The sequence below is a fragment of the Bifidobacterium miconis genome (assembly GCF_019331735.1).
GTDB lineage: Bacteria > Actinomycetota > Actinomycetes > Actinomycetales > Bifidobacteriaceae > Bifidobacterium > Bifidobacterium miconis.
On record NZ_JAHBBH010000017.1, the window covers coordinates 1 to 25,815 of the forward strand.

The following is a 25,815-nucleotide window of genomic DNA, read 5'->3' on the forward strand; positions in this document are numbered from 1 at the left end:
ACCCGGCTTCGCCGGGAGCATTCAGCAATTAAGGACGGCCTGACGGCCGCGTTTTGCTGGCTCGCTGTCGCTCGCTCCTCGCCTAAAAACGCCTCCGGCGTTTTCTTCACGGCTCGGCCTAGCCGAGGGGGCCCGCAAGGCGTGTCAAGGCCGGTAGTTTCATGACCGTAGTCACGAAGGAAGCTGGCGGGAGTCTCGGCGCCATCGGCTGAGGGAGCTGTCACGCGAAGCGTGACTGAGGGAGCGTCGCGAGCGACAGCGAGCCAAACAACACCTCTCGCGCAGCGAGTCCGTGCTTACGGCCGCCGGTTGCCACAAGCCGACCGCAGAAAGCGTCGCGAGCCGCAAGGCGAGCCAACAACACAGCATCGTGCCAAGCGCGATGCCGCACAAATCCTTCGGGGATGGAACGTGAGGCGAGGAGGTTTCTCCTTCTCCTTCCCGCTTGCTCGCCAAGCGTTCCATCCCCGGTTTTTATATCTGCCATACTATTTGTATCGTTACATATAACGAAAGGAAGCAACGCATCATGGCTACTACCAAGCGCGTCCCGCAACCCCAGCCGCCGGCCGACCCGTACGGCTACCTGCTTGTCCATTTCATCGAGGATCCGGACGGCTACGCGGAGCGCATCTATCTTGACCTGTCCGACGGCGACAATCCGGAGGTCTGGCATGCGATCAACGTCGGCAAGCCAATCCCCGCGTCACCGCTCGGAACTACCTGCGGGAGCGACCCGTGGCTGACGCGCAAGGCGGAAACCGGTCGCGTGTACGTCATCGCCACCGACCTGCGCGTGTGCGATCCAAATGCGGACCAGTCGAAGCAGATCTGGACCGAGTGGTCGCATAATGTCAGCACGAATCGCATCATCGGGCATTCCGACGATCTGGTGCACTGGAGCGAGCCGCACGAGCTCAACGTCGCGCGCCGCCCCGACGGCACCGATGCGCAGCTCGGCATGGCGTGGGCGCCCGAGGCCCTGTGGGTGCCGGACTATTATCCGGAAGGCTCCGAGGCCGAGCACAACGGCAGCCGTGGCGCGTTCGTGCTGTACTGGTCGAGCAAGACGTTCGCCGACTCCGACACCGAACATGCGGATCCGAATTCCTACGACCGCATCATGTGGGGCGCGACAAGCGACTTCACGAACGACACGTATGAATACGGCGGCGTGTTCATCGACGCCGGCCATGCCACGATCGACACGACCATGCTCCAGCGCGAACTGCCGGACGGCGCGATCCGCACCTACCGCGCGACCAAGGACAACGGCCCGCACCCGGGCATCTGGGTCGATCGCACCGACGCGCCGTGCTGGTGGGAGCCGGGCGTGCTGTGGACGCCCGTCCAGTACGAGATCGGCAAGGACTGGACCGAGAACGGCGCGCCCGGCGGCGTGGAGGGCCCCGCGTTCTTCGCCTCGCACTCCGACGACCGCGTATACCTGTATGTGGACGTGATCCCGTCCATCGGCTATCGCCCGATGGTCACGACCGATCTCGACAAGGGTCTCGATTATCTGCGCTCCGACGGTTTCTATATGGCCCCGCACACCAAGCACGGCGGCGTCATGTCCCTGTCCCATGCCGAATATGATCGTCTGCGCGCGGCGGACGGCACGATCGGCTGAAAGGTGGTACGCTAGCGTACATCAACGTACGTTAGCGTTAACAATGCTGTGAACGGAAGGGTTGGTGGTATGTTGAGTGACCCGTATGAAGCCTATGTGTGGGCGTATTTCACCGGAGACCGCGGCGACAGCGAGAAAATCAGCCTCGCCGTCTCCAACGGCAACGACGCGCTGAGCTGGCATGCGCTCAACGGCGGCAAGCCGCTGTTCGCGTCGACGTCCGGCACGCACGGATTGCGCGACCCGTTCATCATGCGCTCGCACGAGGGCGACCGTTTTTTCATCATCGCCACCGACCTCAAGGTCGCGGCGCTCAAGGATGGTTTCGGCGACGCGCAGCGTATCGGCTCGCGCTATCTCGAAATCTGGGAATCGACCGATCTCGTGCCTTGTGGCGACCAGCGGCATGTGCTCGTCTCGCCGCCCGAGGCCGGCAATTCGTGGGCTCCCGAAGCGTACTGGGACGACAACATCGGCGCGTACGCGGTGTACTGGTCGTCGAATCTGTACGACGGCGCCGCCGCGAACGACCTGACACTGCGTGACCAGCTGACCTATGGCCGCATGATGATCGCGACGACCAAGGACTTCCGCACGTTCAGCGAACCGCAGGTGTGGATGGACGTACGCCGCGGCAACGGCCACGACGGACGCGGCCTGATCGACGCGACCGTCGCGCGCGACGGCGACTGGTGGTACCGCTTCGTCAAGGACGAGCGCACGATGACGGTCCGCGAGGAGCGCTCGCACGATCTGCTCGGCAAGGTGCGCGGCCTGCTGCCGGGGGAGATGTTCAGCTCGTTCGACTCGCTGTCCGCGTTGGACGACGGCGATCCTGCGGGCGACGGCAAGGCCGACGACGGAGCGTCGGACGGCGGCTGGGAGCTGGTGCGCGAGAACGTCGGCGTCGGCCTGCCGAACGGCGAGAAGGCGGAGGACGGTTCGCCCAAGCTGTTCACGCATGGCGAGGGCCCGTGCATCTTCCCGGCGAACCCGGATGACGTGAACGGCTACCGCTGGTTCCTGTTCATCGACCAGCCGAGCTATCACGACGGGCCGAACCACTACATCGGCTTCGCGACGCAGGATCTCGGCGATCCGGACGGCTGGGTGCCGGTCAGCGGCAAGCTGCGCGAAGGCCTGCCGGTCGGCCCGGACGGCGGCAAGCCCCGCCATGGCACGGTGATGCCGATCACCGCCGCCGAGCGTGATCGCCTGATCGCCGCGTTCGGCTGATTTCCGATGTCGTATCGGCATGATCGCGTGACCTTGGCGATGGTTCCCTCGCCTTGCTGTCCGCAATGTCACGCCGGAGAACCTTCTGGCGTGACATTGCGGACAGTTGGGCGGTTGTACTGGCACTGATGTCACGCGGGGAGGCTTCTACGCGTGACATCAAAGCCAGTTGGGGGAATGTGCTGGCCGCAAAGTCACGCTGGTCGCTGAGGCGGATTGCCTGGGCATTTACCCGGAGCCGGTGCGAGCGGGCTGTCTTCGGGCGGTAAAGTGCGGTAAAGATAGCGTCGTGCCATTATCTATGAGGATGGCGTGTCGGTTGATTGTAGCGCTATAATTATAGCGCTACAACACAGTGGTATGACTGTACGGAACGGATGCAAGACGCGGATGCGGTGCGGTTGCCGCCTTCGCGCCGAGCGATTCGTTCGCATTCACGCAAGGAGCGGACATGACCTTCTCGACACCATCAACCCTTTCCGCGGACGAGCAGCACGCGTTCGCGGCGCAGCTCGCCGGAGCCGCGGGCGACGCCTCCGGCAGCGTCAGCGTCGAAACCTCCAGCGCATCTCGCGCAACCGGCAGCATCGCCGAACAGGCCTTCCACGTCGCGGCCGACGGCACCGCCCTCGAATGGAACGGCGACGGCGAATACGTGCGCATCGACGCGTGGGGCGCCAACAGCGTGCGCGTACGCTCCCGCCTCATGCAGCGCGTCATCGACGCCGACTGGGCGCTCCTCGCGCCGCCGGCCGACGCGGCCAAGCCGCAGATCGTCATCGGCGAACTCGCGGCGGCCATCGTCAACGGCAACATCGCCGTCAAGCTCGAACTGACCGGCTGGCAGCACGACCAGCTGCGCCTTTCCTTCCTCAACGCGGCCACCGGCGCGACGCTCCTGCGCGAAACCGATGACGGCGGCGCGCTCCGACTTCGAGCCCGCGCCCACCACCCGCTCGAAGGTCGCGCCGCATCGCCCGGCGCCACGTTCGAGGTGTACGCCCGCGAACACCTCCACGGCATGGGCGAGTAGCAGCATCCAGTGTTTGGGCTCACGGGATCCACACTCGCCCCCTCGCCGCGCAACTCGCAGGGCATCGGGCCGCTTATGGTTTGCAGAGGCGGCTACGGTTTCCTGTGGCACAATCCGGCCGTCGTCCAGGTCACGTTCGGCGATAACCGCACCGAATGGCGCGCCGGCGTCGCCGACCAGATCGACTACTGGATCACCGCCGGCGACACCCCGGCGCAGATCGAAGCGCAGTACGCGGACGCGACCGGTCACGCGCCCGTCATGCCCGAATGGGGACTCGGCTTCTGGCAGTGCAAGCTGCGTTACTGGAACCAGGAGCAGCTGCTCGAAACCGCGCGCGAATTCAAGCGCCGCAACATTCCGATCGACCTGATCGTCATCGACTTCTTCCACTGGCCGCTCATGGGCGACTTCCGCTTCGACGAGGAATTCTGGCCCGACCCGAAGGCCATGGCCGACGAACTGCACAAGATGGGCATCAAGCTCATGGTGTCCGTCTGGCCGCAGATCGACCTCGAATCCGAAAACTACGACGAAATGCGCCGACGTAACCTGCTCGCCAAAACCCGTCAGGGCAAGGACGTGGGCATGTGGTGGCCGCGCGACAACCAGTTCCTCGACGCCACCAACCCCGACACGCGCGCCTTCGTGTGGGCGCTCGCCAAGAAGAACTACACCGATCTCGGCGTCGACGCGTTCTGGCTCGACGAGGCCGAACCCGAATGGGGCGGCGACTACGACTACGCGCACTACCTGTTCCACATCGGCCCGGTCGGTAAGATCGGCAACATCTACCCGCAGAAGTACAACCAGACGTTCTACGACGGCCAGCTCTCGATCGGCCGCAAGGACGACATCGTCAACCTCACGCGCGCCGCATGGGCCGGCTCGCAGCGCTACGGCTCGCTCGTGTGGAGCGGCGACGTGCACTCCACGTTCGACGACTTGAAGGCCCAGATCACCTGCGCGATCCACATGGGCGCCGCCGGCATCCCGTGGTTCACCACCGACATGGGCGGCTTCGCGGGCGGCGACCCGAGCAGCGAGGACTTCCGCGAACTGTACGTGCGCTGGTGCCAGTTCTCCGCGTTCAGCGCCGTCATGCGCAACCACGGCGACCGCATGCCCGCCACGCGCGTGCCCGGCAAACCCACGTTCGACCGCAAGGGCAACCCGATCGACCACATCACCACCGGCGCGGACAACGAGCCGTGGACGTACGGCGAGGACGTCGAGCGCATCATGGTCAAGTACATCAACCTGCGCGAGGCCATGCGCCCGTACACTCGCGAACTGTTCGCCGAAGCGCACGAATCCGGCCAGCCGCTCGTGCGCGGCCTGTTCTACGAGTTCCCCGGCGAGGAGGCGGCCGCGAACGTCGCCGACGAGTACCTGTTCGGCCCGGACATCCTCGTCGCGCCCGTCACCGAGCTCGGCGCGCGCTCGCGCAGCGTGTATCTGCCGGGCGCGGCCGATGCGTCCGATGCGGCCGACGGTGCGGACGGCGAGCCGACGACGTGGACGAACCTGCACACCGGCGAGACGTTTGCCGGCGGGCAGACGATCACCGTCGACGCGCCGCTCGACGTCGTCCCGGCGTTCGCGCGCAATGGCCGCGACCACGGACTGCAGGGGCTGATCTGACCGATTGCATCCGGGGTGTTGCAGGACCGGTCGGGCCGACTCGGGCCCGGCCGGGATACAATGAAGCCTTCGACGACGAAGGAGGCATGATGGTCACGCTTGACGACGTTGCGGCGCTCGCGGGGGTGTCGCGCATGACCGCGTCGAACGCGCTGCGGCGCAAGGCGATCGTAAGGCCGGAAACCGCGCGGCGCGTGCTCGACGCGGCGGAACGGCTCGGCTATCGGCCGAACGTCGCCGCGCAGCAGCTCAGCTCGGGCCGCACGCACGTCATCAGCGTTTCCCTGAGCGACTTCGACCTGATCTTCCCCGCGAAATTCGCCGCGGAACTGTCCGACCAAGCGGGCCGGCGCGGCTACCAGATCGTCGCGCAGCAGACGCGCTTCTCGTCGGACTACGAGCAGGCCATGCTGTCGAGCGCATCCATGCAGATCTGCGACGGCGCGATCGTATGCTGGCCGCGCAATGCGGCCGCCGACTTCGTCGGATTCTCGCGCAGGCATCCGCTCGTGATGCTCGACGCGTTCGAATTGGAGGGGCGGATCGACGGCGTGTTCACGCCCTGCATCGACGGCGCCGCCGAAGGCGTGCGTCACCTGGCCGGGCACGGCGCGCGGCGGATCGCCGTGATCGGCTCGTCCGCCGATCTGCTGGCCGACGACGTGCCGCCCAACTCGAGCAAGCTGCGACTGCTCGGCGCCGCGCGCGCGTTGCGCGAACTTGGGATGGCCGACGACGATCTGCATGATGTGGTGCTGCCGTGCAACTGGAACCGTGAGGCCGGATATGCCGCGATGTGCGGACTGCTGGCGGAACGCGGTTGGCAGGATGGTTGCGACGCGCTGGCAACGCTCGGATTCGACGCGGTATGCTGCGTGTGCGATCCGATCGCGATAGGCGTGCTCAAAGCGCTCACCGACGCCGGTGTGCGCGTGCCACAGGATGTGATGGTAATGGGATTCGACGCGGTCGCCGACGGCAGGTTCATGACGCCGGGACTGTCCAGCGTGCGCATCGATCCGGCGGAAATGGCCCGTGACTGTCTCGGACTGCTTTTGGAACGCGTTGACGGGACCGCTCCGGATGAGCCGCGCACGGTGACCGTGTCCCATGCCGTCGTCGCGCGCGGCAGCGGCGAACGCGCGTGACGTGCGTGGTACGGGCGCGCGGTGTGCGCGTCGGTGTGCGCGGGCTCACGTCTGAGTGCTGGATGATTCGCCGGTTCGCTGGCTTGACCGGCCTAAGCTGATGAGCGGTCGATCGATGAATCGGTTCAATCAACGGTGTTGTGACGGCACGGCAAGGAGATACTGCGATGAGCGATAAGGGTTTGGATGCGCATGGGAGCGGCGCGGCGGAGGCACGACGGTTGACGCCGGACGCCGATGGCCGATTCACGTGGGGCAACGGCGTGGTGACGATGGTGTTCGACGCCGGCGCCGACCATCCGGTGAGTCTGGGCGGACTGTCCGGACGCGGCATGGCCGTGGCCGGACCGCATGCCGGCGGTTGGACTGCGCAGCGCGACCCCCGGCCGATCGTGGAAGTGCTCGCGTCCGGCACCGGCTCGAACGACAATCGTCTCACGCTGGTGACCACCGTCGCGGGCTCGAAGCTGCGCTTCGCCGGGGCACGGGCGACCGGCCCGGCGTCCGTCGACGACGGCGCGCCGGTCGGCGGCACCGAGCCGTACCGATTGGAAATCACCCAGTTCGCGCCGTACGACCAGCTTCGTCCCGCAGGGCGCCCGCTGGACAGCGCCGATCCGGCCGCCGCGCGCCGGCTCGCCGAAGCTGCCGACCCGGCCGTCTCCGGCTCTGGTTCCGGCTCCGCGAATGCGACGAGCAATGGCCGCGCTGGCAATGACTACGCTGTCAATGCTCACGATTGCGGCGATTGCGCCGACACTCCGGCTCCCGCCGACGGCCTGACCGACGGCCTGACCGTCGTCTCCGTGTTCGAGGCGTTCCCCGGCCTGTCCGCCGTACGCGCCTATACGGTGCTGCGTTCGCCGAAGCCGTTGCCGGTCGAGGCGGTGTCGTCGCTGAGCCTCACGCTGCCGTTGGACGCGAACGGCGCAACCGTGGACTCGTCGCGCCTCTACTGGGGCGACAACGCGTGGGCGGTCGAAAACGACTGGCATTGCGCCCCATTGCGAGACACGGCCGTACGCGAACGCAATCAGCGCATCAATCCCGGCGAATCGAGCTCGCGATTCGCGCTGAGTTCGGCTTCGACATGGTCGACGGGCTCGCATCAGCCGGCGGGCATCGTCGAAGCGCTCGCGGACGGTTCCGCCGACGCAGCTTCAACGGCCGGTCGCGCTTCCGGATCGCCGGTGTTCTCCGTGATGTGGCAGATCGAGCACAACGGTGCTTGGGAGTGGGAAGTCGGCGAGAACGATCCCGGCCTGCACGTGACCGCATTCGGCCCGGAGTATCAGGATCACCAGTGGTTCACGTCGCTGGGCAAGGGCAACGATTTCACCAGCGTGCCCGTGCTGTTTGCGGTTGCGGCCGGAGACTGGCAGCACGCGGTGGGGGAGATGACGCTGCAGCGTCGCGCGTTGCGTCGTGCGAAGGCCGCCGAACTGGGACGTTTGCCTCAGTTCGAACGTTCGCAGGGATTGGTCGTATACAACGATTACATGAATACGCTGTTCGGCGACCCGCGGCTCGACAAGGAACTGCCGCTGATCGAAGGCGCGGCGAAGGCCGGCGCCGACGTGTTCTGCATCGACGCGGGCTGGTACGACAGCACCGACGGCGGCTGGTGGGATATGGTCGGCGAATGGGAGCCGTCCACGAACCGCTTTGGCAAGGCAGGCTTGGCCGGTGTGGCACGTGTGATTCGCGAGCACGGCATGGGGCTCGGCCTGTGGCTCGAGCCCGAGGTGATCGGCGTCAAGTCGCCGCTCGCCGCGAGCCTGCCCGACGACGCGTTCTTCACCCGTCACGGCGTGCGCGTGTGCGATTCGGGCCGTTACCTGCTTGACTTCCGTTCCCCGGCCGCGAGAGAACACGTCTCGCGCACCGTCGACCGGCTCGTCGATGAGTTCGGCGTGGAGTTCTTCAAGTTCGACTACAACACGATTCCCGGCACGGGCACGGACCATGACGCCGAATCAGTCGGCGGCGGCCTGCTCGACCACTGCCGCGCGTATCTGGACTGGCTGGACGACGTGCGCCGCAGGCATCCGGACGTGATGATCGAAAACTGCGGTTCGGGCGCGATGCGGGCGGATTGCGCGCAGCTGTCGCGGCTGGACCTGCAGTCGACGTCCGACCAGTGCGATCCTCTGATCTATGCAGCCATCGCCGCTGGCGCGGGACTCACGATCCTGCCGGAGCAGCAGGGCAACTGGGGGTACGCGCAGCAGGAGATGGACGACGAGACGGCCGTGCTCACGTTGGCGAGCGGCGTGCTCGGCCGCCTGTACCTGTCCGGATTCATCAACCGCATGAACGATACGAGGCTTGCGCTCGTGCGCGACGCGATCGCGCTACACCGTCGCGTGCTCGTCGAACAGGAGCGGCTCGTGCCGTGGTGGCCGGCCGGTCTGCCCGACTTCACCGGCGACTGGCTCACCGCCGGACTGCGCCCGGTCGATGGAGCCGATGCGTCAGCTGATGCGTCCGCCGACGTTGCGTACGTGACGGTCTGGCGCCGCGACGGGCTGCCGTACGTCGATCTGAACGTGCCGGCAGGCCGCACGGTCAAGCAGATCTTCCCCGCGCCGTCCGCGTTCGGCCACGCTCCGCAGGCACGGCCGTGGTCCGTCGAACGCGTTGACGAACAGACGGTCCGACTGATCGTATCCGACGACAGTCGTCCGTCCGCGCGCATCTTCGCCGTGCGGTGACGGACGCCGAACCGTCGTTCCTTCCTCTCCCGGCCGGTTGTCGGACATCGTTCGCTGCATACGGCCGAGGACATGCGGTCGAGGATTCTCAGAATATTTTCAGGAATCCCCGACCGTACGCTAGGAAACGGGTGGTTATATATCAATCAGCAGCCGAAAGGCCGCGACAACTAAAACCTTTCTTCTTCTCTCTCCTTTCTTCCTCTGAAAGCCCGGCCCCATCAGCCGGGCTTTCTGGGTTGTCGGACGGTTTCCGGCCCGAATCGCGGCGCGGCGGGCGATTCGGATCCGGCAAACGACTTCGGCCGGACTGTTCATCTTCATGCCGGAACGAGTTCATCTGCACTTGGCCGGGCGCACATCATCCGGAAACACGGGCGCAGTACACCGGAACATGACATGGATGGAAGTTGAGCAAAGGAACGATCATGAACACCAACAGCAACCATTACGACATGCACCACGCCGAGCCGCAGTACGCCAGCGATCGCCAGTACGACGCCTACATGTTCGCCGAATACGGCATCGAACGCTGATCCACCAGCATCCTTATGTGCGGAACGGGCGCATCGGCGTCCGTCCGAGGCCGACACGGCGGCAACGTTGCGCGCCTGCGGGGGCCGGGCCATCGTCGGTCCGCCCACGCATCATGAACGCGAACGCAGCGTGGGCAGGCTGTCGGCCGCTTTCGCGATCAGCGACTCCAACAGCGCGGTGTTGCGCATCTCATGCTCCCACGGATTGCCGTCATCGCCGTACATGAGTCCGGCCAAGCCGCCCGCGACGGCGGCGGTCGTATCCGTATCGCTGCCCAGATTCACGGCGGCCAGCACGCAACCGCGGTAGTCGTCCGTCGTGAGCAGGCACCACATCGCCGCCTGCAGCGTGTCGAGCACGAACCCGCCGGACGGAATCTCATCGCGCGAACGGTCGGACAGATCGTTCGGCAGGCCGGCCACGCGGCACAGTGCCGCGTCGGAACAATCGCGGCCATGCTGAATCAGCAGACGGGCGACGTGAACAAAACGCACGCACGCTTCGGTGCTGATCTCGTGCGCGTGCGTGACGGCGCTCGCGCGGCGAACGTCATCATCGGAACAATCGGTGAACGCCAGCGGCAGGATGCGCATCAGCGAGCCGTTGCCGTTGTCGCGCTCGCGTGTGCCTCCGCGGCCGCTCGCCAGTGCGCGACTGGTGGTGCCGCCCACGTCGAACACGGTGCCGTCCGGCGTGTATTCGCCGTGCGTGATCCATGCGCGGTACTTGGCGAGCATGTCCGCCGTGTCCACGCGGCCTTCGTGGTCGGCCAGCGAATCGAGCGTGGCGAGCATCATGGCCGTGTCGTCCGACCACGTGCCGGCCGGCTGATGGTGCGAACCGTAGCCGGTCATATTGGTGCAGGTGAACGTATCGCGCGGCGAAAACTCGTACGGCACGCCGAGCGCGTCGCCGACCGCCTGGCCGTAGACCGCCGCGTGCAGTTGGGCGGCGCTCGCGTGGGTGTGGTTGTTGGTGTTCGTGCCGTTGCCGGTGCCGATGGTGGCGTTGGGCTTGTTGGGTTCGTTGGGGTTGTTGAGGTCGTTGGGCTTGTTGGACAGTGTTGTCATTGTCTGGTCTCCTTCTCCGTTGAGTCTGTACGTCGGCTGTCTGCCGTCAATCGTAATAACCGGACAATTCGGTACCGCAGCGCGGCCAAGACGCGGCCAAGACGCGGGCGACAGTGGGCGACCAGTGGACGATGGTGAGCGATGGAGTGCGTTGCGTGGCGGTTTCCGCTCGCTGAGACCGTTCTCAGTGAGCGTTCTCTGCCACTCGGGATACTGCGTGGCGGTTTTCGCTCGCTGCGGGACCCGCCAGCGAGCGAATCCGCCACCCGAAAATCCGCCACCCGTCGGGGTCGCAAAACGAAAAAGGCCGGAACCTTTCGATTCCGGCCTTACCCGTGCCCCCGCAGGGATTCGAACCCTGGACACGCTGATTAAGAGTCAGCTGCTCTAACCAACTGAGCTACAGGGGCGTGGTTAGACGTCGCTTGCGCAACGAGTGACTAATATACACCATTCTGTCGCCAACGCAACTTTCGGCCGTGTCTGACGGAAATGGGGGGAGCTGAAACCTGCCAAAATACCGGCATTGGCGGTCGTTGCGCCGGCGTGTCTCCACGTTGCCTGCGCCCCTTGCCGACGTCGGCCCGTGCCGTCGGACGAATCTTCCTGCGCAGGGGAGAGAAGGGGAAGAACGCTAGGGGGATACGGGGATCAAGCGATGAAGAGGAAAAAAGAGAGCCCCGAGTGAGAATTGGACTCACGACCTCTTCCTTACCAAGGAAGTGCTCTACCACTGAGCTATCGGGGCGATGATGCGTTGCCCGCCGGGCAACTTGCACAACAATACACGTAATCGCGTATTACGCAAATCGACCCCTGCGCGTACTGCTGTATGCACGTTCCGACGTGGTCGCCGCCGTACCGTTTCCGTTGCTGTGCCCGCGGCGTGTCGCGATGCTGCCTGTCGTGTCATTCGCGGAATGATTCCTAGGCTCGGACATGGGGAGCGCGGAACCGATCTGCCGGTCAGCTGGTCAGATGGCGGTAAAGCTCCGGATCGAGCGGCTTTGCCAGACGCAACGTGGACAACGTCACCTTGACCGTGCCGTCGCCGGCTGCGTTCGGCTTGGTGGTGGGTGTCGGATGGTCGAACGCCGCGACATGACCGACGTAGTAGTACTTGCCGTCGGCCTCCTCCGCTTTGCGCATGACGAACAGCGGCACGAAGTGCGTGCGCTGCCAGTCGTCTGGTCCCAAACCGGCGCCAAGTCCGTCACGTACCCACTGGAATTCTGGTGAATCCGGCGTGCGGCCGTTCTTGCTGAAGTATTTCATCTCCTGCGCATTCAGGAATTCGTCCTCGTATTGGCTGGCCGCGTACTTCACGAAAATGGGCATCGTGTTGGTGCCCTTGTCCAGCAGATACCCGCCCACGTTCTGCGGTGTGTTCTCCTTCTTCCACCCGCACAGGCGCATGACGTCCGCCATCGAATACTTGCGTTCGTACAGAAACGCGCGGTCGAACGTGCGCTGGTTCGTTTGTGCCTCTCGGAACAGGTCGTGACAGTTGGCAAGACCGGTGCGCAGCGTGTCCGCAAAGAATATGCGGAACGTGCGATTCGACGAAAGCAGCGCAACGAACGCATCGCTGAGTCGATACGACGGTTCATCGTTGTCCGCGTCCGCGTCAACGTCGGCGCCGACACCGGTGCCGACCGTTTCGACAAGCGGCTGCTCGCCGAAACGTTTGCGGTTCGGCGTAGTGAAGTACGAATAATCAAGCACGCTGATCGCGGAGTCGAATTGAGTATCGGACAGATCGGTCTGCGGGAACTCGGATCGAATATCCTCGATCAGCGAACTGCGGCTCAGCGATGCAAATGGCGGTGCCCACGCCGCACCGGCCGCCGAAGCATCGTCGCCCGGCCGTTCGTCCGCAAACCGGCACAGGCGTTCGAGAATCACCAGTTCGTGCGGTCGAATTCCTGGCAACAGCAGTTCCGTTGCCATCTTGAGGATCGCATCCTCGACGTCGCTCACCGGCTCCAGCTGATCCGCGAACGACCGCTCCTTACGCTTGCCTCCGCCGAGACTGTTCTCACGCGAGCGCACGAAGTCAAGATAATTGTTGCGTTTTGCGGCCAGCGTGTATGGCAATGAGGGATCATACTCGTAGATGTCCATGAGCATCGGGATCCGCCCGAGCTCGTAGCGCACCTGACGGTACTGTTCGGACAGTTTCTTCATCTCGGACCAGTCGGCCGTATCCAGCGACTTCAATACGCGTTCTTTGGCGATCGGATCAAAACTGATCGACGACAGGCCGATCGACTTGCGTTGCAGGTTGCGTCGCGCACGATCGCGATCGCCGGTGTTGCCGTACAGGGCGACGGGAATCAGATAATTATTGGCGTAATTGCCGATGAAATCGATGACGACGACGCTGTCCTTGTGCGGAAACTTACGCAGTCCGCGGCCCAGCTGTTGCGTGAAGACGATGCTCGACTCAGTGCTGCGCAGCATCACGATCTGGTTGACCGCGGGAATATCGACGCCCTCGTTGAACAGATCGACGGTGAACAGATAGTCGAGTTCGCCATCCGTCAGCCGTCGCACGTACTCGTCACGCTGTTCCTGCGACACCGGTTTGCCGTCGGCATCCGTACTGGTCACGGCAGCAGTACGATAGCTGCGTTCCGCCTGTTGGTTGAACTGCCGGTTGAACAGACGCGACAGTTCGTGCGCCTCGTCCTGCCGGCTGCAGAACACCAGTCCGGTGACGGGCAGATTGAACTGGCCGTATTCCCGTAGTTTGTCGATGATGTAGCGCACGCGCTGTTCGGTGGCGAGTTGGCCGATCTCGTATGTGAGCTGCGCGGACTGTTCCGCATCGAGACCGTGCGCGACGTCAAGACGATGCACGGTCTGATTCGGATCGTCGTCAGACCCGAGGTATTCCGCAACGCCGTAGTAGTGGAACGGGCAGAGCATGTTCTCGTCCAGCGCCTTCTGCAGACGGATTTCATAGGCGATGTTGTGGCCGAACAGCTCGAAGATGTTGATGCCGTCGGTGCGTTCCGGGGTGGCGGTCATGCCGAGCATGAAATCGGCGTCTGCGAAGTGGTCGATGACGCGCTGATAACCTGCGGCGCCGGCATGATGGACCTCGTCGACCAGTATGTAATCGAATTCGTCGGATGCGAACTGCGCCAGCACTTCCGGCTGCCGCATGGTCTGCACGGTGGCGAACACGTACCTGCGATCCTGCTGTTTGCTGGTGCCCGAGTAGAGTCCCAGTTCCGATTCGTCGCAGTCGAGCACCTTCTGGTAGGACTTCATCGCCGCCTTGAGAATCATCTGCTGCTGGGCGATGTACAGCATGCGTTTCGGCCGGTATGCGCGCACGTCGAACGCGGACAGATAGGTTTTGCCGGTGCCTGTGGCAGACACGATGATCGCGCGATGCTCGCCCTGCTCGCGCAGTCGTTTCAGATTCGCCAAAGCCTCGCGCTGCATGGCGTTTGGTTGGATATCGCGGTCCTCAAGGGATTTCAGGATATTGCGGCGCGGCGGCGCATACTTCTTGAAGTCCTCCTCATATTGTTTGATCCACTCTTTGGTGAGCGGCACCGAATCGGCCACCTGAGAGTCGATTTCCTCATGGATCTGTCGGACCAGTTCGCCGTTGGCGAGGGACGACACCTTCAGGTTCCACTCACGCTGCGTGTTCAACGCGGCACCGGTGAGATTCGAGCTGCCGACGAACAGTTCGTAATACGGGGTGCCGTTGTGCATGCGACGGGAGAAAACATAGCCTTTGGGATGGAATGGTTGACCTTGGCCTTGCGATACTGCGGAGGAACCGTCATCGACGCCTTCCCACACGCGCACGTCCACGCCAGAGGTTTGCTGTAGATGCAGCAGCTCCCAGAAGGTCTGTGGATCGTTGAAGTGGTTCTTGGTGGAGGTGATCAGACGGCTGGTCTGTGATGCGGAAGCGACGGACGCATTGCCGGCTGTGGAACTGGAACCGGCCGCGGCGTTGGCATGATGGCTGCGGAAGTCTTCGAACAGGCTCAGGATCGCACCGGTCGAAACGAACGCGACGGAGATGTCGAAGGATTCGCTGTTCGCGAGCGCGTCGCTGATCTGGTCGTGCATGGTCAGGCCACCGGGACGATTGGAGATCAACGTCGGCTTATAGTCGTCGTCGGCGTTTTCGCGTGGTTCGATGAGTCCGGCGATGGCGCTTTCGAGGACCGAATACGTCGCGTCATCGTACGGTGTCTGTTGTGCGAGCGGAAGGCGGGATTGCCGGTTCGCGTTTGGGACGTTCTGGACTGTGTCTGCCATGATATTCCGCTCCTGACTATGAAATCTTGCGCTGCGCCCGTTGGCTCTTCGATGAGTTGCCCGGGACAGTATTGTTTCGATCTGGTGTGAAGGCTTAATGCTCTGCTCCCCCTGAAGGAGGAGCTGTCAGCAAAGCTGACTGAGGGGGATGACACACCCAACACATCAACTCCGACCAACCATTTAGCGCACCAGCAACTGCCGTTTCTTCGCGATAATGCCAACCGCTTCCCTATCGACCGGCGCCCAATCCAATCCCGGCATCTCGTCCGGTTCCAACCATCGGATATCCGTATGTTCGGTGAGCCGAGGCGTGCCGGAGATGAGATGGCAGATGAACGTCGTCAATCGCACCGTGCCGAAGTCATACGCGTATTCGCTGGTGCACACTTCGTCGGCCACATCGATTTCGCACAACAGCTCCTCTTCGATCTCGCGGTGCAACGCCTGCCGTGCGGTCTCATGCGGCTCGATTTTGCCGCCCGGGAACTCCCAATATCCGGCAAGCGACTTGCCCGGACCTCGCTGCGCGCACAGCACCGTCCCGTCGCGTACGATCGCCGCGCCAACGACATTGATGATTCTCGACTGTTCCGCTGCCTCCATGACTCACCAGGATACAACGCGGCAGTCGCGACCGCGAACGATGCGCGACGAACCGTCCTGCCAACTGCCCGATGACTGCGATCGCCACAGCATACGTCAAGTGTCGTGTCCGGTACAGGTTGCGCATGCCGCCGCCGAGCGGCCGGATGGTTATTCGCCGGTGCGGCCGACGACGTCGTTCATGTAGTCGCGCAGGATGACCGCATGGTTAATCAGCGGGTCCTTTGCAGCATACAGGAGCGTAACAGCCCCGCGGGCCATGATGATGTCGCGCAGCGCGCCGACGACCTCTGCGCTGGCGTCCAGTTCCGCCCGGTATTGTTCGTCGAACTCATCAAAGCGCGCCGGATCATGGCCGAACCACTTGCGCAATCCGGGCGACGGCGCGATGTCCTTCATCCACAGATCGAGGGCGGCGCGCTCCTTGCTCATGCCGCGCGGCCACAGCCTGTCCACCAGCACCCGGTAGCCGTCACCGGATTCCGGCTCGTCGTAGATGCGTTTCACCATGATGTTCACGCCACCATCATCGGACCATGAGACGGGCAAGTCAATGCGCTGCTCGACTTCGAGTTCGTCATTGCCGTGATGTGCGAAACGCGGCGGCCTTTCGCGTTCTTACGGCACCCTTACGACGCCCGCATTTTCGTTAGATGAAGTACGCGACACATCTTCTCAAGGCCGACATTACGGGCATCTCATGCATCTCATGCACCGGTGCCCGAGCCTTGCGACGACGCCTCAATGTAACGCAGAGAGACTAGACGATGAATACCGAAGCAACAAGCTTCTCTCATTTGTCACCGGCTCAGAGACGGATACGGTGCAGCAGCAAGTTAGGCCGCGAGCTTGGCCTTGTAGTCTTCGCCCCAGTCCCATAGGGCGTCGATGACGGTTTTGAGGCTGCGGCCGGTGTCGGTCAGCGAGTATTCGACGCGTGGCGGGACCTCCGGGTAGACCTCACGGTGCACCAGCCCGTCGGCCTCCATCTGCCGCAGGTTCGCGGTGAGCACCTTCTGCGAGATGCGCCCGATCGAGCGACGCAGCTCACTGAACCGCTTGGTGCCGGGCAACAGGTCGCGCAGGATGAGGATCTTCCATTTGTCGGAGATCAGCGTGAGCGTCGTTTCCACGGGACACACCGGGAGCGTGTTGATATCAACCATGAATCGGTCTCCTGAAATCGTTGGAATCATCCAATACTTCCTTTTTAGTAACTATAGCACTTTAAAGTACCTTCTTCCATTATGGGGAGTACTCCAATATTGTACTGTCTCAACGGCGGACAGTACGGACCGCCGATGAACAACAACGGAAAACAGCATCGATAAGGAGCACACCATGACCAAGCGCATCGCAGTCGTCGCCGCCAACGGCAAGGCCGGCCGTCTCATCACCAAGGAGTCCGTCGACCGCGGCCTCGACGTCACCGCCGTCGTGCGCGGCGAGAACAGGACCGTCGCCCCGCACACGCTGACCAAGGACCTGTTCGACCTGACTGACGCCGACCTCGCGGGATTCGACATCGTCGTCGACGCCTTCGGCGCGTGGACGCCGGACGCCCTGCCGCAGCATTCCACCTCGCTCAAGCACCTCGCAGACATCCTCTCCGGCACAGACACACGCCTGATCGTCGTCGGCGGTGCCGGCAGCCTGTACCTTGACCCGGACCATACGCTGCAGCTGAGCCAGGCCGACACCTTCCCGGAGTCGTTCCTGCCCCTCGCCAATGCGATGGGCGCGGCCCTCTCCGAATTGCGTGAGCGCGCTGACGTCAAGTGGACATACGTCTCCCCGGCCGCCGACTTCCAGGCGGACGGCCCGCGAACGGGCGAATACGCGCTCGCCGGCGAGGAATTCACCACGAACGGAACAACCGGTAAGAGCGAGATCAGCTACGCCGACTACGCCATCGCCATCATCGACGAAGCCGTTGCGACGCCGTCCGAGGCGCACGTCAACGAACGCATCTCCGTGCGCTGGTAGTCATGATAGTCGCGACAACTACCGTCCCGGGCAAGTCCCGGCCGCGATCCAGCAGCGATCCAGTGCCCCATAGGCGTCCGCTTTCCTCAGGAATGGCCTCCGCCATATCCGCAAGCGGACGCTTCCGCCCCCACGCGCGTCCGCTTGCGTCCAGTATCCTCATGTCCTAGCAGAAAACGGACACTTCCAACGTTCCTCAGGAACCGAAGCCTGCACTCCGGGACTGTTTTCGGCAACAAAAAAGGGTTTTCGGATCGCTCCGAAAACCCTGATGGCGGAGGCTACGAGAACTCCAACCTCCAATACAGCTCAGGCTTACTGCTGATTGTGGTTTGCGGATCTCGTATCTTCGCTTTACCCCCTCCGTTACCATGTTCATAACGATTCCAAACGTATCGTAACGGCGTTGCTGATACCAGTCTACAGCCAATCCGGCCGGGCTTCCAACACGTTGGATAGCTCCTCATCGGTGTTGTCCTGCATCCATTGAGCGCCTGACGTGCTGATGGATCGGGTGATGTTCATCATGTCTTCATACCGGGCCTGAACATTGACGCGGATCAGGCTGTCCCAGTGGCAGACGCGGTTCCTTAAAGATGCCATGACCGTTAGCTTGGAACCAATGTAGCCGCGTGAGGACATGCCATTACGTTGACGTTTGGAGGGCATGTTTGGGAATGCGTTATGAAGGATCTCGGCCCACAGTGCGGCGCAATGCTCGTCGGCTTCTCGCATACTGTTCCATGATTGTCTTTTCTCGCTATCCGTGGGGGGAGTGCGACTGATGCTGGCGGGGTTGCCGATCATGTTGCGCCACGTGCCGAGCATCATATGGGCGATGACATCATCATGATTGATTTGTTCGCGACTCTTATGGGCTTTGAGATTCGTGGCAGCGCGGCCTCTCCAACTTTTGGCCCGCAGGAAAGAGCATAGCGGTTCGGGCACGTCCTGATCGGGATTGTCGTCCAGCCAATCTCCGGGAAGGCCTTGATGCTGCCACCACTGCCGAATTGATTCGTCCAATGCGTTGCGTAGGAGCACCTCGGTGATGCTGATGGGCTTGAGCAGAGCTTGCTCAAGCCTCAGCTGCCAGCGGTATGCCTCCAGTGTTTTAGCTGCATCCTGATCCTTGGGCTGGAAAGCAGCGAGTCTGGCAGTGCCTAGTAGTCGGCAGACCTCTTCCTCGACCGTCCGCTGCGTCGTTTCATGTTCAGCGTTGTCCATGCAAATATGATAACTTGGTAGACAAGACGGTGGAAACGCCGCGATACATAGACGAAGCCCCAGCCATTAGGCCGGGGCTTCGTTGGTCCTGTGGTCGGGGCCGTGAGGTTGATACCTCCGGATTCGGGCTTGTCAGGTGGAATGCTCATACTTAAGATTGCCTATATGTGCCTGAGGATCGCGGAAAGTAAGGTGAGGTACGGGGCAGTGTGGCTTCTCGGTTCAATTTTGGTGTCAATGGGATTTCCCAAGAGAAACTGAACGAATACCGCAACTACGATATTTTCGGCAAGGTGATGCATGAGACTTTTCCCACCTACGGATGAACAGGTAACCATGATATGGGATCTGTTCCAGAAGACCAAGATCCTTGTTTATGTTGAGGATTACGGCTCTTCGCATTTTGGTGTGTAAGGGCCGTGCGGTTTGATTCGGTGTGTGATTGAGAAAGTGAATGAAACCGCGCGGCTTGGTATTGAGTCTAGCGCGTTCGATGGTCGGGTCTTGCTTGGCTTGGACAGGTTGGGGTTGAATCCCGTCTCGCAGAGGCACGTGGCGTCGGGCTCGCGGGCGGGCGTGTGGCTGATCGGCTGCGAGCCGGCGGACGAGACCGCGCGATACTGCCGTGATTGCGGTGCCATGGGCCGCGTGCGTTCCTCGTGGCGGCGCCGGTTCGCGCATACTCCCGTCGGCCGGCACGCCGTGCATTTGATGGTGCGGGTCAGACGCTATGAGTGCGTGGCGTGCGCGTGCTCGTGGACGGACGACCTGACCCGCATAGCCGACGAGGGACGACGGTTGACGGACGCGGCGGTGTGGTGGGCCGCCGCCGAGGTCGTGCTCAAATCGAAGAGCGTGCTCGCATGCGCCCGTGACCTGCACTGCTCGTGGGGTGCGTTGAACCGGGCCGTATTGGAGAAAGGCATGGACGTGCTGGTCGCCGATCCGCGCCGGTTGGACGGCGTGGAATCGATCGGCGGGGACGAGCACGTATGGCGGCACATCCTCACGGGCAGCCGGTACGTGACCGTCTTCGTGGACCTCGCTCCCCTGAGTGTGTTTTGTGACCTTGGGCTGGGCCGTTTTGTCGTTTCTTTTGGTCCGTTTGAGCGGTTGGTTTTAGGCCGTTTGAGCGTTGGCCGGTCCTGTCGCTGGTTGTTGTGGTTTATTGCATGAGGGCGTGGGTTTTGCGCCAGGATTCGCCCTCGAATCTGATCATCCTGCCGTGGTGGACGGTGCGGTCGATGATCGCGGCGGCCATGTTGGGGTCGCCGAAGATCCTGCCCCAACCACTGAACTCGATGTTGGTGGTGTAGATGATGCTCTGGGTCTCGTATGCGTTGGTGACGACCTGGAGCAGGAGCGGGCTGCCTTCCTCGTCGATGGGCACGTAGCCGAGTTCGTCGATGATGAGCAGCTGTGTCCGGGCGATCAGCGTGACTTCCCTGTCGAGCCGGTCGTCGGCTTGGGACCGGAGGAGTCGCATGACCAGGCTCGCGTCCGGATAGTAGCGCACTGGTATGCGCTTGCGGCACGCGTTCCTGCCGAGCGCGATGGCGAGGTGGGTCTTGCCGGTGCCGGGAGGCCCGAACAGGACGAGGTCCTCGTGCCGGTCGATGAAGTCGAGGCTTTCGATCTGTTGCCTGCCGTAGTCGACCGGGAAGCGTATCGGGGTCCAGTCGTACCCGTCGAGTTCCTTATCAGCAGGGAATCCGGCCTGTTTGAGGAGTCGGGAGCGTTTGGATCGTTCCCGGGAGTCGAGTTCGGCCCTCATCCATTCCTCCATGAACTCCATCTGGCTTGGCGTGGCCTGGGCGAGCTGGTCGGCGAGGATCTGGCGGGTCAGGGGCAGTCGGCGTGCGAGGTTCATGATCGTTTCGATCTTCTCGCCGGTGGACGCGCGGCGGCGTTTCGTGTCGGGCATGACGATGGGCGGCCGATGCGACGTCATGGCTTACGCCTCCTTCCTTTTGCGCGTCTCGCGTGGTTTCATGAACACGTCGTATCCGGTCAGATCTGGCGCGGTCTGCTCGTACGGCTTCTCGCCGGCGGCGATGCGCCGGGCCATGGTGGCCAGGCTGGCCTCGTCGAGCGGGTGTCCCCGTTCGATCAGATGCTCGCCGGCCTTGACGGCCGATTCGAACCCGCACGCGTCGCTGGTCCTGGAAATGAGACGGAACGCGTTCCGTCTCTCCCCGGCGTCCATGTGGTCGATCGCGAGACGGAGCTTGTCGGGAAAATCACTGCGGATGGTGGAATCGTCCCACGCGCGGGTCTTGCGTCCCAGTGCGGGCAGGAGCGTGGCGGGGTTGCGGATCGTGGCGGGCGAGTCCCCGTACACGCGCGGCAGGCTCGCGCAGGTGCGCCCGTCCTGGGTACGGATCGCCGCGGTCGAACGCGCGCAGTCCCACGTCCAACGTCCAGCCACGCCACGAGGGGCCGGCGAGGTAATAGTTGCCGTCGACCTGCACGCGCCCGTCCCTGTCGGCCTTCCGGACCTCCCAACGAACCGCGTCGTAGGGTTTGGCGGGCAAGGGCTGCATATCCGTCTTCTCCTCGGCGAACAGTTCCCCGATCGGCCTGCCCTTGCGGTAATGCGCCGTCCTGGCCATCGCGTCGCACCGCTCCAGCATGTACCGGGTCAACTGCGCGTACGACTCCGCGGTCAACAAGGGCACCATGATGTTGCGGCGCAGGAACCCGACCGCGTTCTCCACGCTGCCCTTCTCATTGCCCGAATTCGGGTTGCAGAACCGCGTCTCCAACCGGTAATGCGCTATGAACAACTCGAACACCTTGACAACGCTGACCCGGTCCCACGCGACCCTGTGGCCCGCGCCGGTGGCATTATCGAGCACCAGCGTCAGCGGGACCGCGCCCGCGTGCTCGAACACCATGCGCAAACCAGCACACACGCATTCCGCGTTCTCGCCGGGCAGGGCCACGCAATAGCGCATGTTCGAATACGGGAACGTGACGACCAGGCAATGCACGTCGACACGGTCCCCGCCGATCACGGCCTGAGACAAACCGAAATCGACCTGAGCCTCGCCCGGACGCCATTCGAGCTCCACAAACCCGTCCTCCGCCAGCCGGTGCTCCTCGCGCCAATGCTTCACATAGCGTTGCACCGGCGAGTACGAACCCTGATAGCCCTTCTCCGAGACAAGCCGGTCGTACACGCGTTGGGCGGTATGCCGCTGCTTGCGCGGCATGAACCGGTCCGCCTCCAACCATTCGTCCACCGTCGCCTTGAACGGGTCGAGCTTCGACGGTCTCGAGACGGGATGCTCCGGCTCGGGCGAGCAATCCTCCTCCCGGGCGTATTTCGCGACCGTGTCACGAGCCACGCCCACCTCTTTCGCGATGCTTCTCCATGACGCGCCACGCGCGTCAAGCACCCTGATACGTTGTTGTACGGACACCGGTACCGTCATTCCTTTCCTTTCCCGAGAAACCGAACGGTTTGCTTTCAACTCGGGAAACTAGTCCAGGCAGGACGGGCCGGTGTTCGCTTCTCACCACACGCTGAAGTGGACTAAAACCTGCCGCTCAAACGGAAACATTCCACACGCTCAACCGGCCCATTTCCTATTAAACAGACACCCCAGAGGGCGGGCCGGCCGGCCCGTCTGCTCGACATGGTCGAGGGCAGAAGCGAGAAGGCGTTCTCCCGATGGTTGGATCAACGCCCGCAATCATTCCGCGACCAAGTCAAGGAAATCGCGATGGACGCTTTCGCCGGATACAAGAAAGCCGCCGCGCGCCATGTGCCCCACGCCGTGGAGATCCTCGACCCGTTCCCCATCGTCAAACTCGCCGGCGACAAGCTCACCGCCGTGCGCTGCCGGCTCCAACGCGAGGCCACGGGACGACGCGGCACCGGAACGGACCCGCTCTACAAGGGCAGGAGAATCCTATTGAAAACCGCCGGCCTGAGAACCGACAGGCAACAAGCCCGGGACGACCTGCTGCCCGCCCACCCCGCCAACCCGCCGCTCGCCCTCGCGCACGGCGCCTACCAGAAGATCATCGACTGCTACGCGCGGGAAGACCGCGGGAAAGGCCGGGGCATGATGGCCGAACTCATCGAATCCCTCGCCGTCAAAGGCGCGGCGCCGGGACGCCCCGAACTCGCCACGCTCGGCCGCACCCGCAAACGACGCATGAGCGACATCCTCGCGTTCTTCGACCACCCCCAAGGGGCGAACGGGCACGCCGAGGCCATCAACGGCCGACTCGAAACCCTCAGAGGCATCGCCCTCGGCTTCCGCAACCTCGACAACTACATCACCAGAAGCCTACTCCACACCGGCGGATTCAAACACGCCATCCAAACCCACCTCTAACCACCACCCCTACACACCAAAATGCGAAGAGCCCGAAAACAAGCCAAGATCATTGAAATTCCGCCGTTTTTGGCATGAAAAAAAGGGTTTTCAGATCTCTCTGAAAACCCTGATGGCGGAGGATACGAGATTCGAACTCGTGAGGCTGTTACACCAACACGCTTTCCAAGCGTGCGCCATAGACCACTAGGCGAATCCTCCATTCGTGTTACCTCCGCGCGAATGCATCAGCACACAATCAATAGATATTAGCATGTTTTCCGGATATGCCAAATCGGAGTGTGGTGGAGGATACGAGATTCGAACTCGTGAGGGAAGATGCCGAGACGTGTTGTCCTACGATCTTCCCAGTATTTCCAACGATTTTGAGATTTCCGCAACGATGGCCGCGCGACGTGCCGAAAGGCGGTGCCTTCGGCGTGTCGCGATTGTTGCCGCGGTGTGATGATGCTTGCCGGGCGGGTGCGGTGTCGGCAAGCGTATGCCTTGTATGTGCGTGCGTCCGGCGTGTCGCGACTGACGGCGTCGCCTGCGGGCTTGCCGACCGTGCCTGATGATGTTGTTTGGCGGCTCGGTCGAATCAGTAGTTGTTGGAGCCGGGGCCCTCGAAGCGGACGGTGAAGCCGTGTTCGTAGTGCAGGAACATGTTGGCGCCGTAGCGGTCCACGTCGCGGTGGGTGAAGAGCATGCGGATGGCGAACGCGACCTGCACGTCCTCCGGCAGGCTCTTGAATGCCTTGTGCGCATCCCAGTTCGGCGCGGCGATGGCCTGATCCGGCACATAGGCGTAACCGTAGCCGTCCTCGTTCACGTAGCCCATGAACGGCAGATCCCAGGCGTTGTGGTCGGTGAGCGCCTGCTTGAAGTCCTCGACGGCGGCCAGCGCCTTGTCGCTGATACCGAAGCTCTTGGCGACCTTGTTGGCTTCGGCGGTCTTGGTGGCCGGGTCTTCTCCGAACAGTGTGGTCTTGACGATAATGGTCTTGTCCTGTGCCATGATTGGTCCTTTTGCAAGCATGATGAATGTGGGCTGAAGCGAACATGAACGTGTTATTACTAACATGTGAATCGTTCGTCGTGTTTGATTATTTGTTGTCGTTGCTGCCGACATGATTTACGCTACCACTGATCTCATGTGCGGAAAACCGTTGGAATGTGCGCTTTATTTGGAGCGCGAACGATGTCGTTGGCGTTCATGATATATAGATTGTGATGTTTGGACAATGTTCGCTGATTACAAAAGAGAACATGAGTCATGTTCGTTTTGGTGGTGCATACGGCGTGTCGTTTGGGGCGATTGGACGTGATGCCGATTGCGCATGCGTGTGCGGCGCGGACGTGATGTTGACTGTCGGTGGGCCGCCGGTGGGACTGACTGCGGACGGTGGGATTGACTCGGTGGGGAAACCCGCCGGTGCGGGTGGTGAATGCGTGCCGCCAATGACGGCAACTCGCGGCAAACGTAACGTTATAGTGGGGGAGTTGCGTATATGGCCGCATATTGCGGCCGTGCCCACGCCTCGTGCGATACGCTCGGTGGAGTTGTAACGAGTAGCGATGTGAGGGAGTCGGCATGTCGGATGTGCGCCGTTATCAGGGTGACTGTCCCGAATCCGACGGCATGCTGCCGACTGCCATGATCCAGCTCGCGGACTTTCCCGACGATGATCCGGCGCTGTCGATGCATTTCGTCGGCGAACGGATTCCCGATAAGGACGCTTCGCCCGAGCCGGCCGACACCGAACGCTCGTCCGACTCGATTCCCACCATGCCGGTGGATCCGGCCGATCTCGTCACCGCCGAACGCGCGGCGGTGTCCCAGCGCGTCCCCGATTCCTCTTCCCGGATGTCGCCGCCGATGGCCACGCCGTCCGCGGTCGTGTCGCTGTCGGACGAAGCCGAGGAACAGGTCGAGGAGACGGTGCCGCTTAAGCCCCTGTCTGACACCGGCGTCGCGTCCGCTCCGGTTCCGCCGCCCCCCAGCTTCTTTCCGAGCAATACCACGGGTCGTATGCGGCCGATTACCGTGCCGTTGCGGCCTCAATCGCGCGTCGTCTCGGGCTCGTCGTCGTTCCGGCCGGCATCGTCCGCCCGGTCCGGTGCGGAGTCCGGAGCGGTGTCTGGCGTCGAGAGGACGAACCGGGACGCCGGTGCGGCGTCGGGAACGCCGCGCGTCTGCTATTCGTCGCAGTACCGGGTGCTGCATCCGGCGGACTGACCTGTCCGACGGCCGGTGCGTCCGGCATATCCGGCGGGCCGATGCGGACTGCATCTGCTGATCTGTACTGATCTGTCCACATAGAGAGATGTGGCATATGATTGCCAACGATTGCATTGCA

18 protein-coding genes, 3 tRNA genes and 1 pseudogene are annotated in these 25,815 nt (G+C 62.9%); 10 read left to right on the forward strand and 12 right to left on the reverse strand.

The features are described from left to right. Positions 1–529: 529 nt before the first annotated feature. From KIH79_RS07110 to KIH79_RS07130, 6 genes are all read left to right on the forward strand, one after another. Positions 530–1,633, forward strand: a complete 1,104-nt coding sequence (locus KIH79_RS07110; RefSeq protein ID WP_219058787.1) for a glycoside hydrolase family 43 protein — start codon at positions 530–532, stop codon at positions 1,631–1,633. A gap of 69 nt (positions 1,634–1,702) precedes the next feature. Beyond that, positions 1,703–2,869, forward strand: coding sequence for a glycoside hydrolase family 43 protein (locus KIH79_RS07115; protein WP_219058788.1), 1,167 nt, complete (start codon positions 1,703–1,705; stop codon positions 2,867–2,869). Positions 2,870–3,320: 451 nt separating this feature from the next. Then, positions 3,321–3,902 (forward strand): hypothetical protein, encoded by a 582-nt coding sequence (locus KIH79_RS12855; RefSeq protein ID WP_236023682.1) that lies wholly within the window; start codon positions 3,321–3,323, stop codon positions 3,900–3,902. A gap of 75 nt (positions 3,903–3,977) precedes the next feature. Further along, the gene (locus tag KIH79_RS07120) at positions 3,978–5,546 is read left to right on the forward strand and encodes a glycoside hydrolase family 31 protein (RefSeq protein ID WP_236023683.1); all 1,569 of its coding nucleotides are present in this window, start codon (positions 3,978–3,980) and stop codon (positions 5,544–5,546) included. Positions 5,547–5,632: 86 nt separating this feature from the next. After that, the gene (locus KIH79_RS07125) at positions 5,633–6,694 is read left to right on the forward strand and encodes a LacI family DNA-binding transcriptional regulator (RefSeq protein WP_236023684.1); all 1,062 of its coding nucleotides are present in this window, start codon (positions 5,633–5,635) and stop codon (positions 6,692–6,694) included. 272 nt (positions 6,695–6,966) lie between these two features. Beyond that, entirely contained in the window at positions 6,967–9,408 is a 2,442-nt protein-coding gene (locus KIH79_RS07130; protein WP_219058821.1) for a beta-L-arabinopyranosidase, read from the forward strand. A gap of 647 nt (positions 9,409–10,055) precedes the next feature. Here KIH79_RS07130 and KIH79_RS07135 read toward each other — a convergent pair. The 7 genes from KIH79_RS07135 to KIH79_RS07165 form a co-directional block, all read right to left on the reverse strand. Then, positions 10,056–11,015, reverse strand: a complete 960-nt coding sequence (locus tag KIH79_RS07135) for an ADP-ribosylglycohydrolase family protein (RefSeq protein WP_219058789.1) — start codon at positions 11,013–11,015, stop codon at positions 10,056–10,058. Positions 11,016–11,351: 336 nt separating this feature from the next. Further along, positions 11,352–11,425, reverse strand: a tRNA-Lys gene (locus tag KIH79_RS07140). Between the two features lie 266 nt (positions 11,426–11,691). After that, positions 11,692–11,763 (reverse strand) — tRNA-Thr (locus KIH79_RS07145). Between the two features lie 218 nt (positions 11,764–11,981). Further along, positions 11,982–15,308, reverse strand: a complete 3,327-nt coding sequence (locus KIH79_RS07150; protein ID WP_219058790.1) for a DUF3427 domain-containing protein — start codon at positions 15,306–15,308, stop codon at positions 11,982–11,984. 183 nt (positions 15,309–15,491) lie between these two features. After that, complete coding sequence (locus KIH79_RS07155; protein ID WP_219058791.1) at positions 15,492–15,914, reverse strand: (deoxy)nucleoside triphosphate pyrophosphohydrolase; 423 nt, start codon at positions 15,912–15,914, stop codon at positions 15,492–15,494. A gap of 150 nt (positions 15,915–16,064) precedes the next feature. Continuing rightward, positions 16,065–16,424 (reverse strand): DUF488 domain-containing protein, encoded by a 360-nt coding sequence (locus KIH79_RS07160; RefSeq protein ID WP_219058792.1) that lies wholly within the window; start codon positions 16,422–16,424, stop codon positions 16,065–16,067. Positions 16,425–16,750: 326 nt separating this feature from the next. Further along, a complete protein-coding gene (locus KIH79_RS07165; protein ID WP_219058793.1) occupies positions 16,751–17,110 on the reverse strand; it encodes a winged helix-turn-helix transcriptional regulator in 360 nt (119 codons plus the stop codon). 145 nt (positions 17,111–17,255) lie between these two features. Between KIH79_RS07165 and KIH79_RS07170 the strand changes: the two genes are divergently transcribed. Beyond that, complete coding sequence (locus KIH79_RS07170) at positions 17,256–17,900, forward strand: NAD(P)-dependent oxidoreductase (RefSeq protein WP_219058794.1); 645 nt, start codon at positions 17,256–17,258, stop codon at positions 17,898–17,900. Positions 17,901–18,320: 420 nt separating this feature from the next. Here the strand turns inward: KIH79_RS07170 and KIH79_RS07175 are convergent, their stop codons facing one another. After that, a complete protein-coding gene (locus KIH79_RS07175) occupies positions 18,321–19,127 on the reverse strand; it encodes a hypothetical protein (RefSeq protein WP_219058795.1) in 807 nt (268 codons plus the stop codon). A gap of 438 nt (positions 19,128–19,565) precedes the next feature. Here KIH79_RS07175 and KIH79_RS07180 point away from each other — a divergent pair, with 438 nt between their 5' ends. Further along, a complete protein-coding gene (locus KIH79_RS07180) occupies positions 19,566–20,303 on the forward strand; it encodes a hypothetical protein (RefSeq protein WP_219058796.1) in 738 nt (245 codons plus the stop codon). Here the strand turns inward: KIH79_RS07180 and istB are convergent. Both istB and istA read right to left on the reverse strand, forming a co-directional pair. Beyond that, the gene (gene istB / locus KIH79_RS07185; protein ID WP_219058797.1) at positions 20,293–21,078 is read right to left on the reverse strand and encodes an IS21-like element helper ATPase IstB; all 786 of its coding nucleotides are present in this window, start codon (positions 21,076–21,078) and stop codon (positions 20,293–20,295) included. The two genes, KIH79_RS07180 and istB, sit on opposite strands and share 11 nt — an antisense overlap. A gap of 3 nt (positions 21,079–21,081) precedes the next feature. Further along, positions 21,082–22,564: pseudogene (gene istA / locus KIH79_RS07190) on the reverse strand (IS21 family transposase). A 195-nt stretch (positions 22,565–22,759) separates the two neighbouring features. On the opposite strand from istA, the gene KIH79_RS07195 reads away from it, so the two are divergent. After that, complete coding sequence (locus KIH79_RS07195) at positions 22,760–23,476, forward strand: transposase (protein ID WP_274607626.1); 717 nt, start codon at positions 22,760–22,762, stop codon at positions 23,474–23,476. 113 nt (positions 23,477–23,589) lie between these two features. On the opposite strand, the gene KIH79_RS07200 is transcribed toward KIH79_RS07195, so the two are convergent. Both KIH79_RS07200 and KIH79_RS07205 read right to left on the reverse strand, forming a co-directional pair. After that, a tRNA-Ser gene (locus tag KIH79_RS07200) sits at positions 23,590–23,677 on the reverse strand. Between the two features lie 379 nt (positions 23,678–24,056). Continuing rightward, positions 24,057–24,473 carry a glycerophosphodiester phosphodiesterase gene (locus KIH79_RS07205; protein WP_219058799.1) on the reverse strand — a complete coding sequence of 139 codons (417 nt, stop codon included), beginning with the start codon at positions 24,471–24,473 and terminating at the stop codon, positions 24,057–24,059. Positions 24,474–25,049: 576 nt separating this feature from the next. Between KIH79_RS07205 and KIH79_RS07210 the strand changes: the two genes are divergently transcribed. Next, on the forward strand, positions 25,050–25,694 hold the full coding sequence (locus KIH79_RS07210) for a hypothetical protein (protein WP_219058800.1): 645 nt from the start codon (positions 25,050–25,052) through the stop codon (positions 25,692–25,694). Positions 25,695–25,815 lie beyond the last annotated feature (121 nt).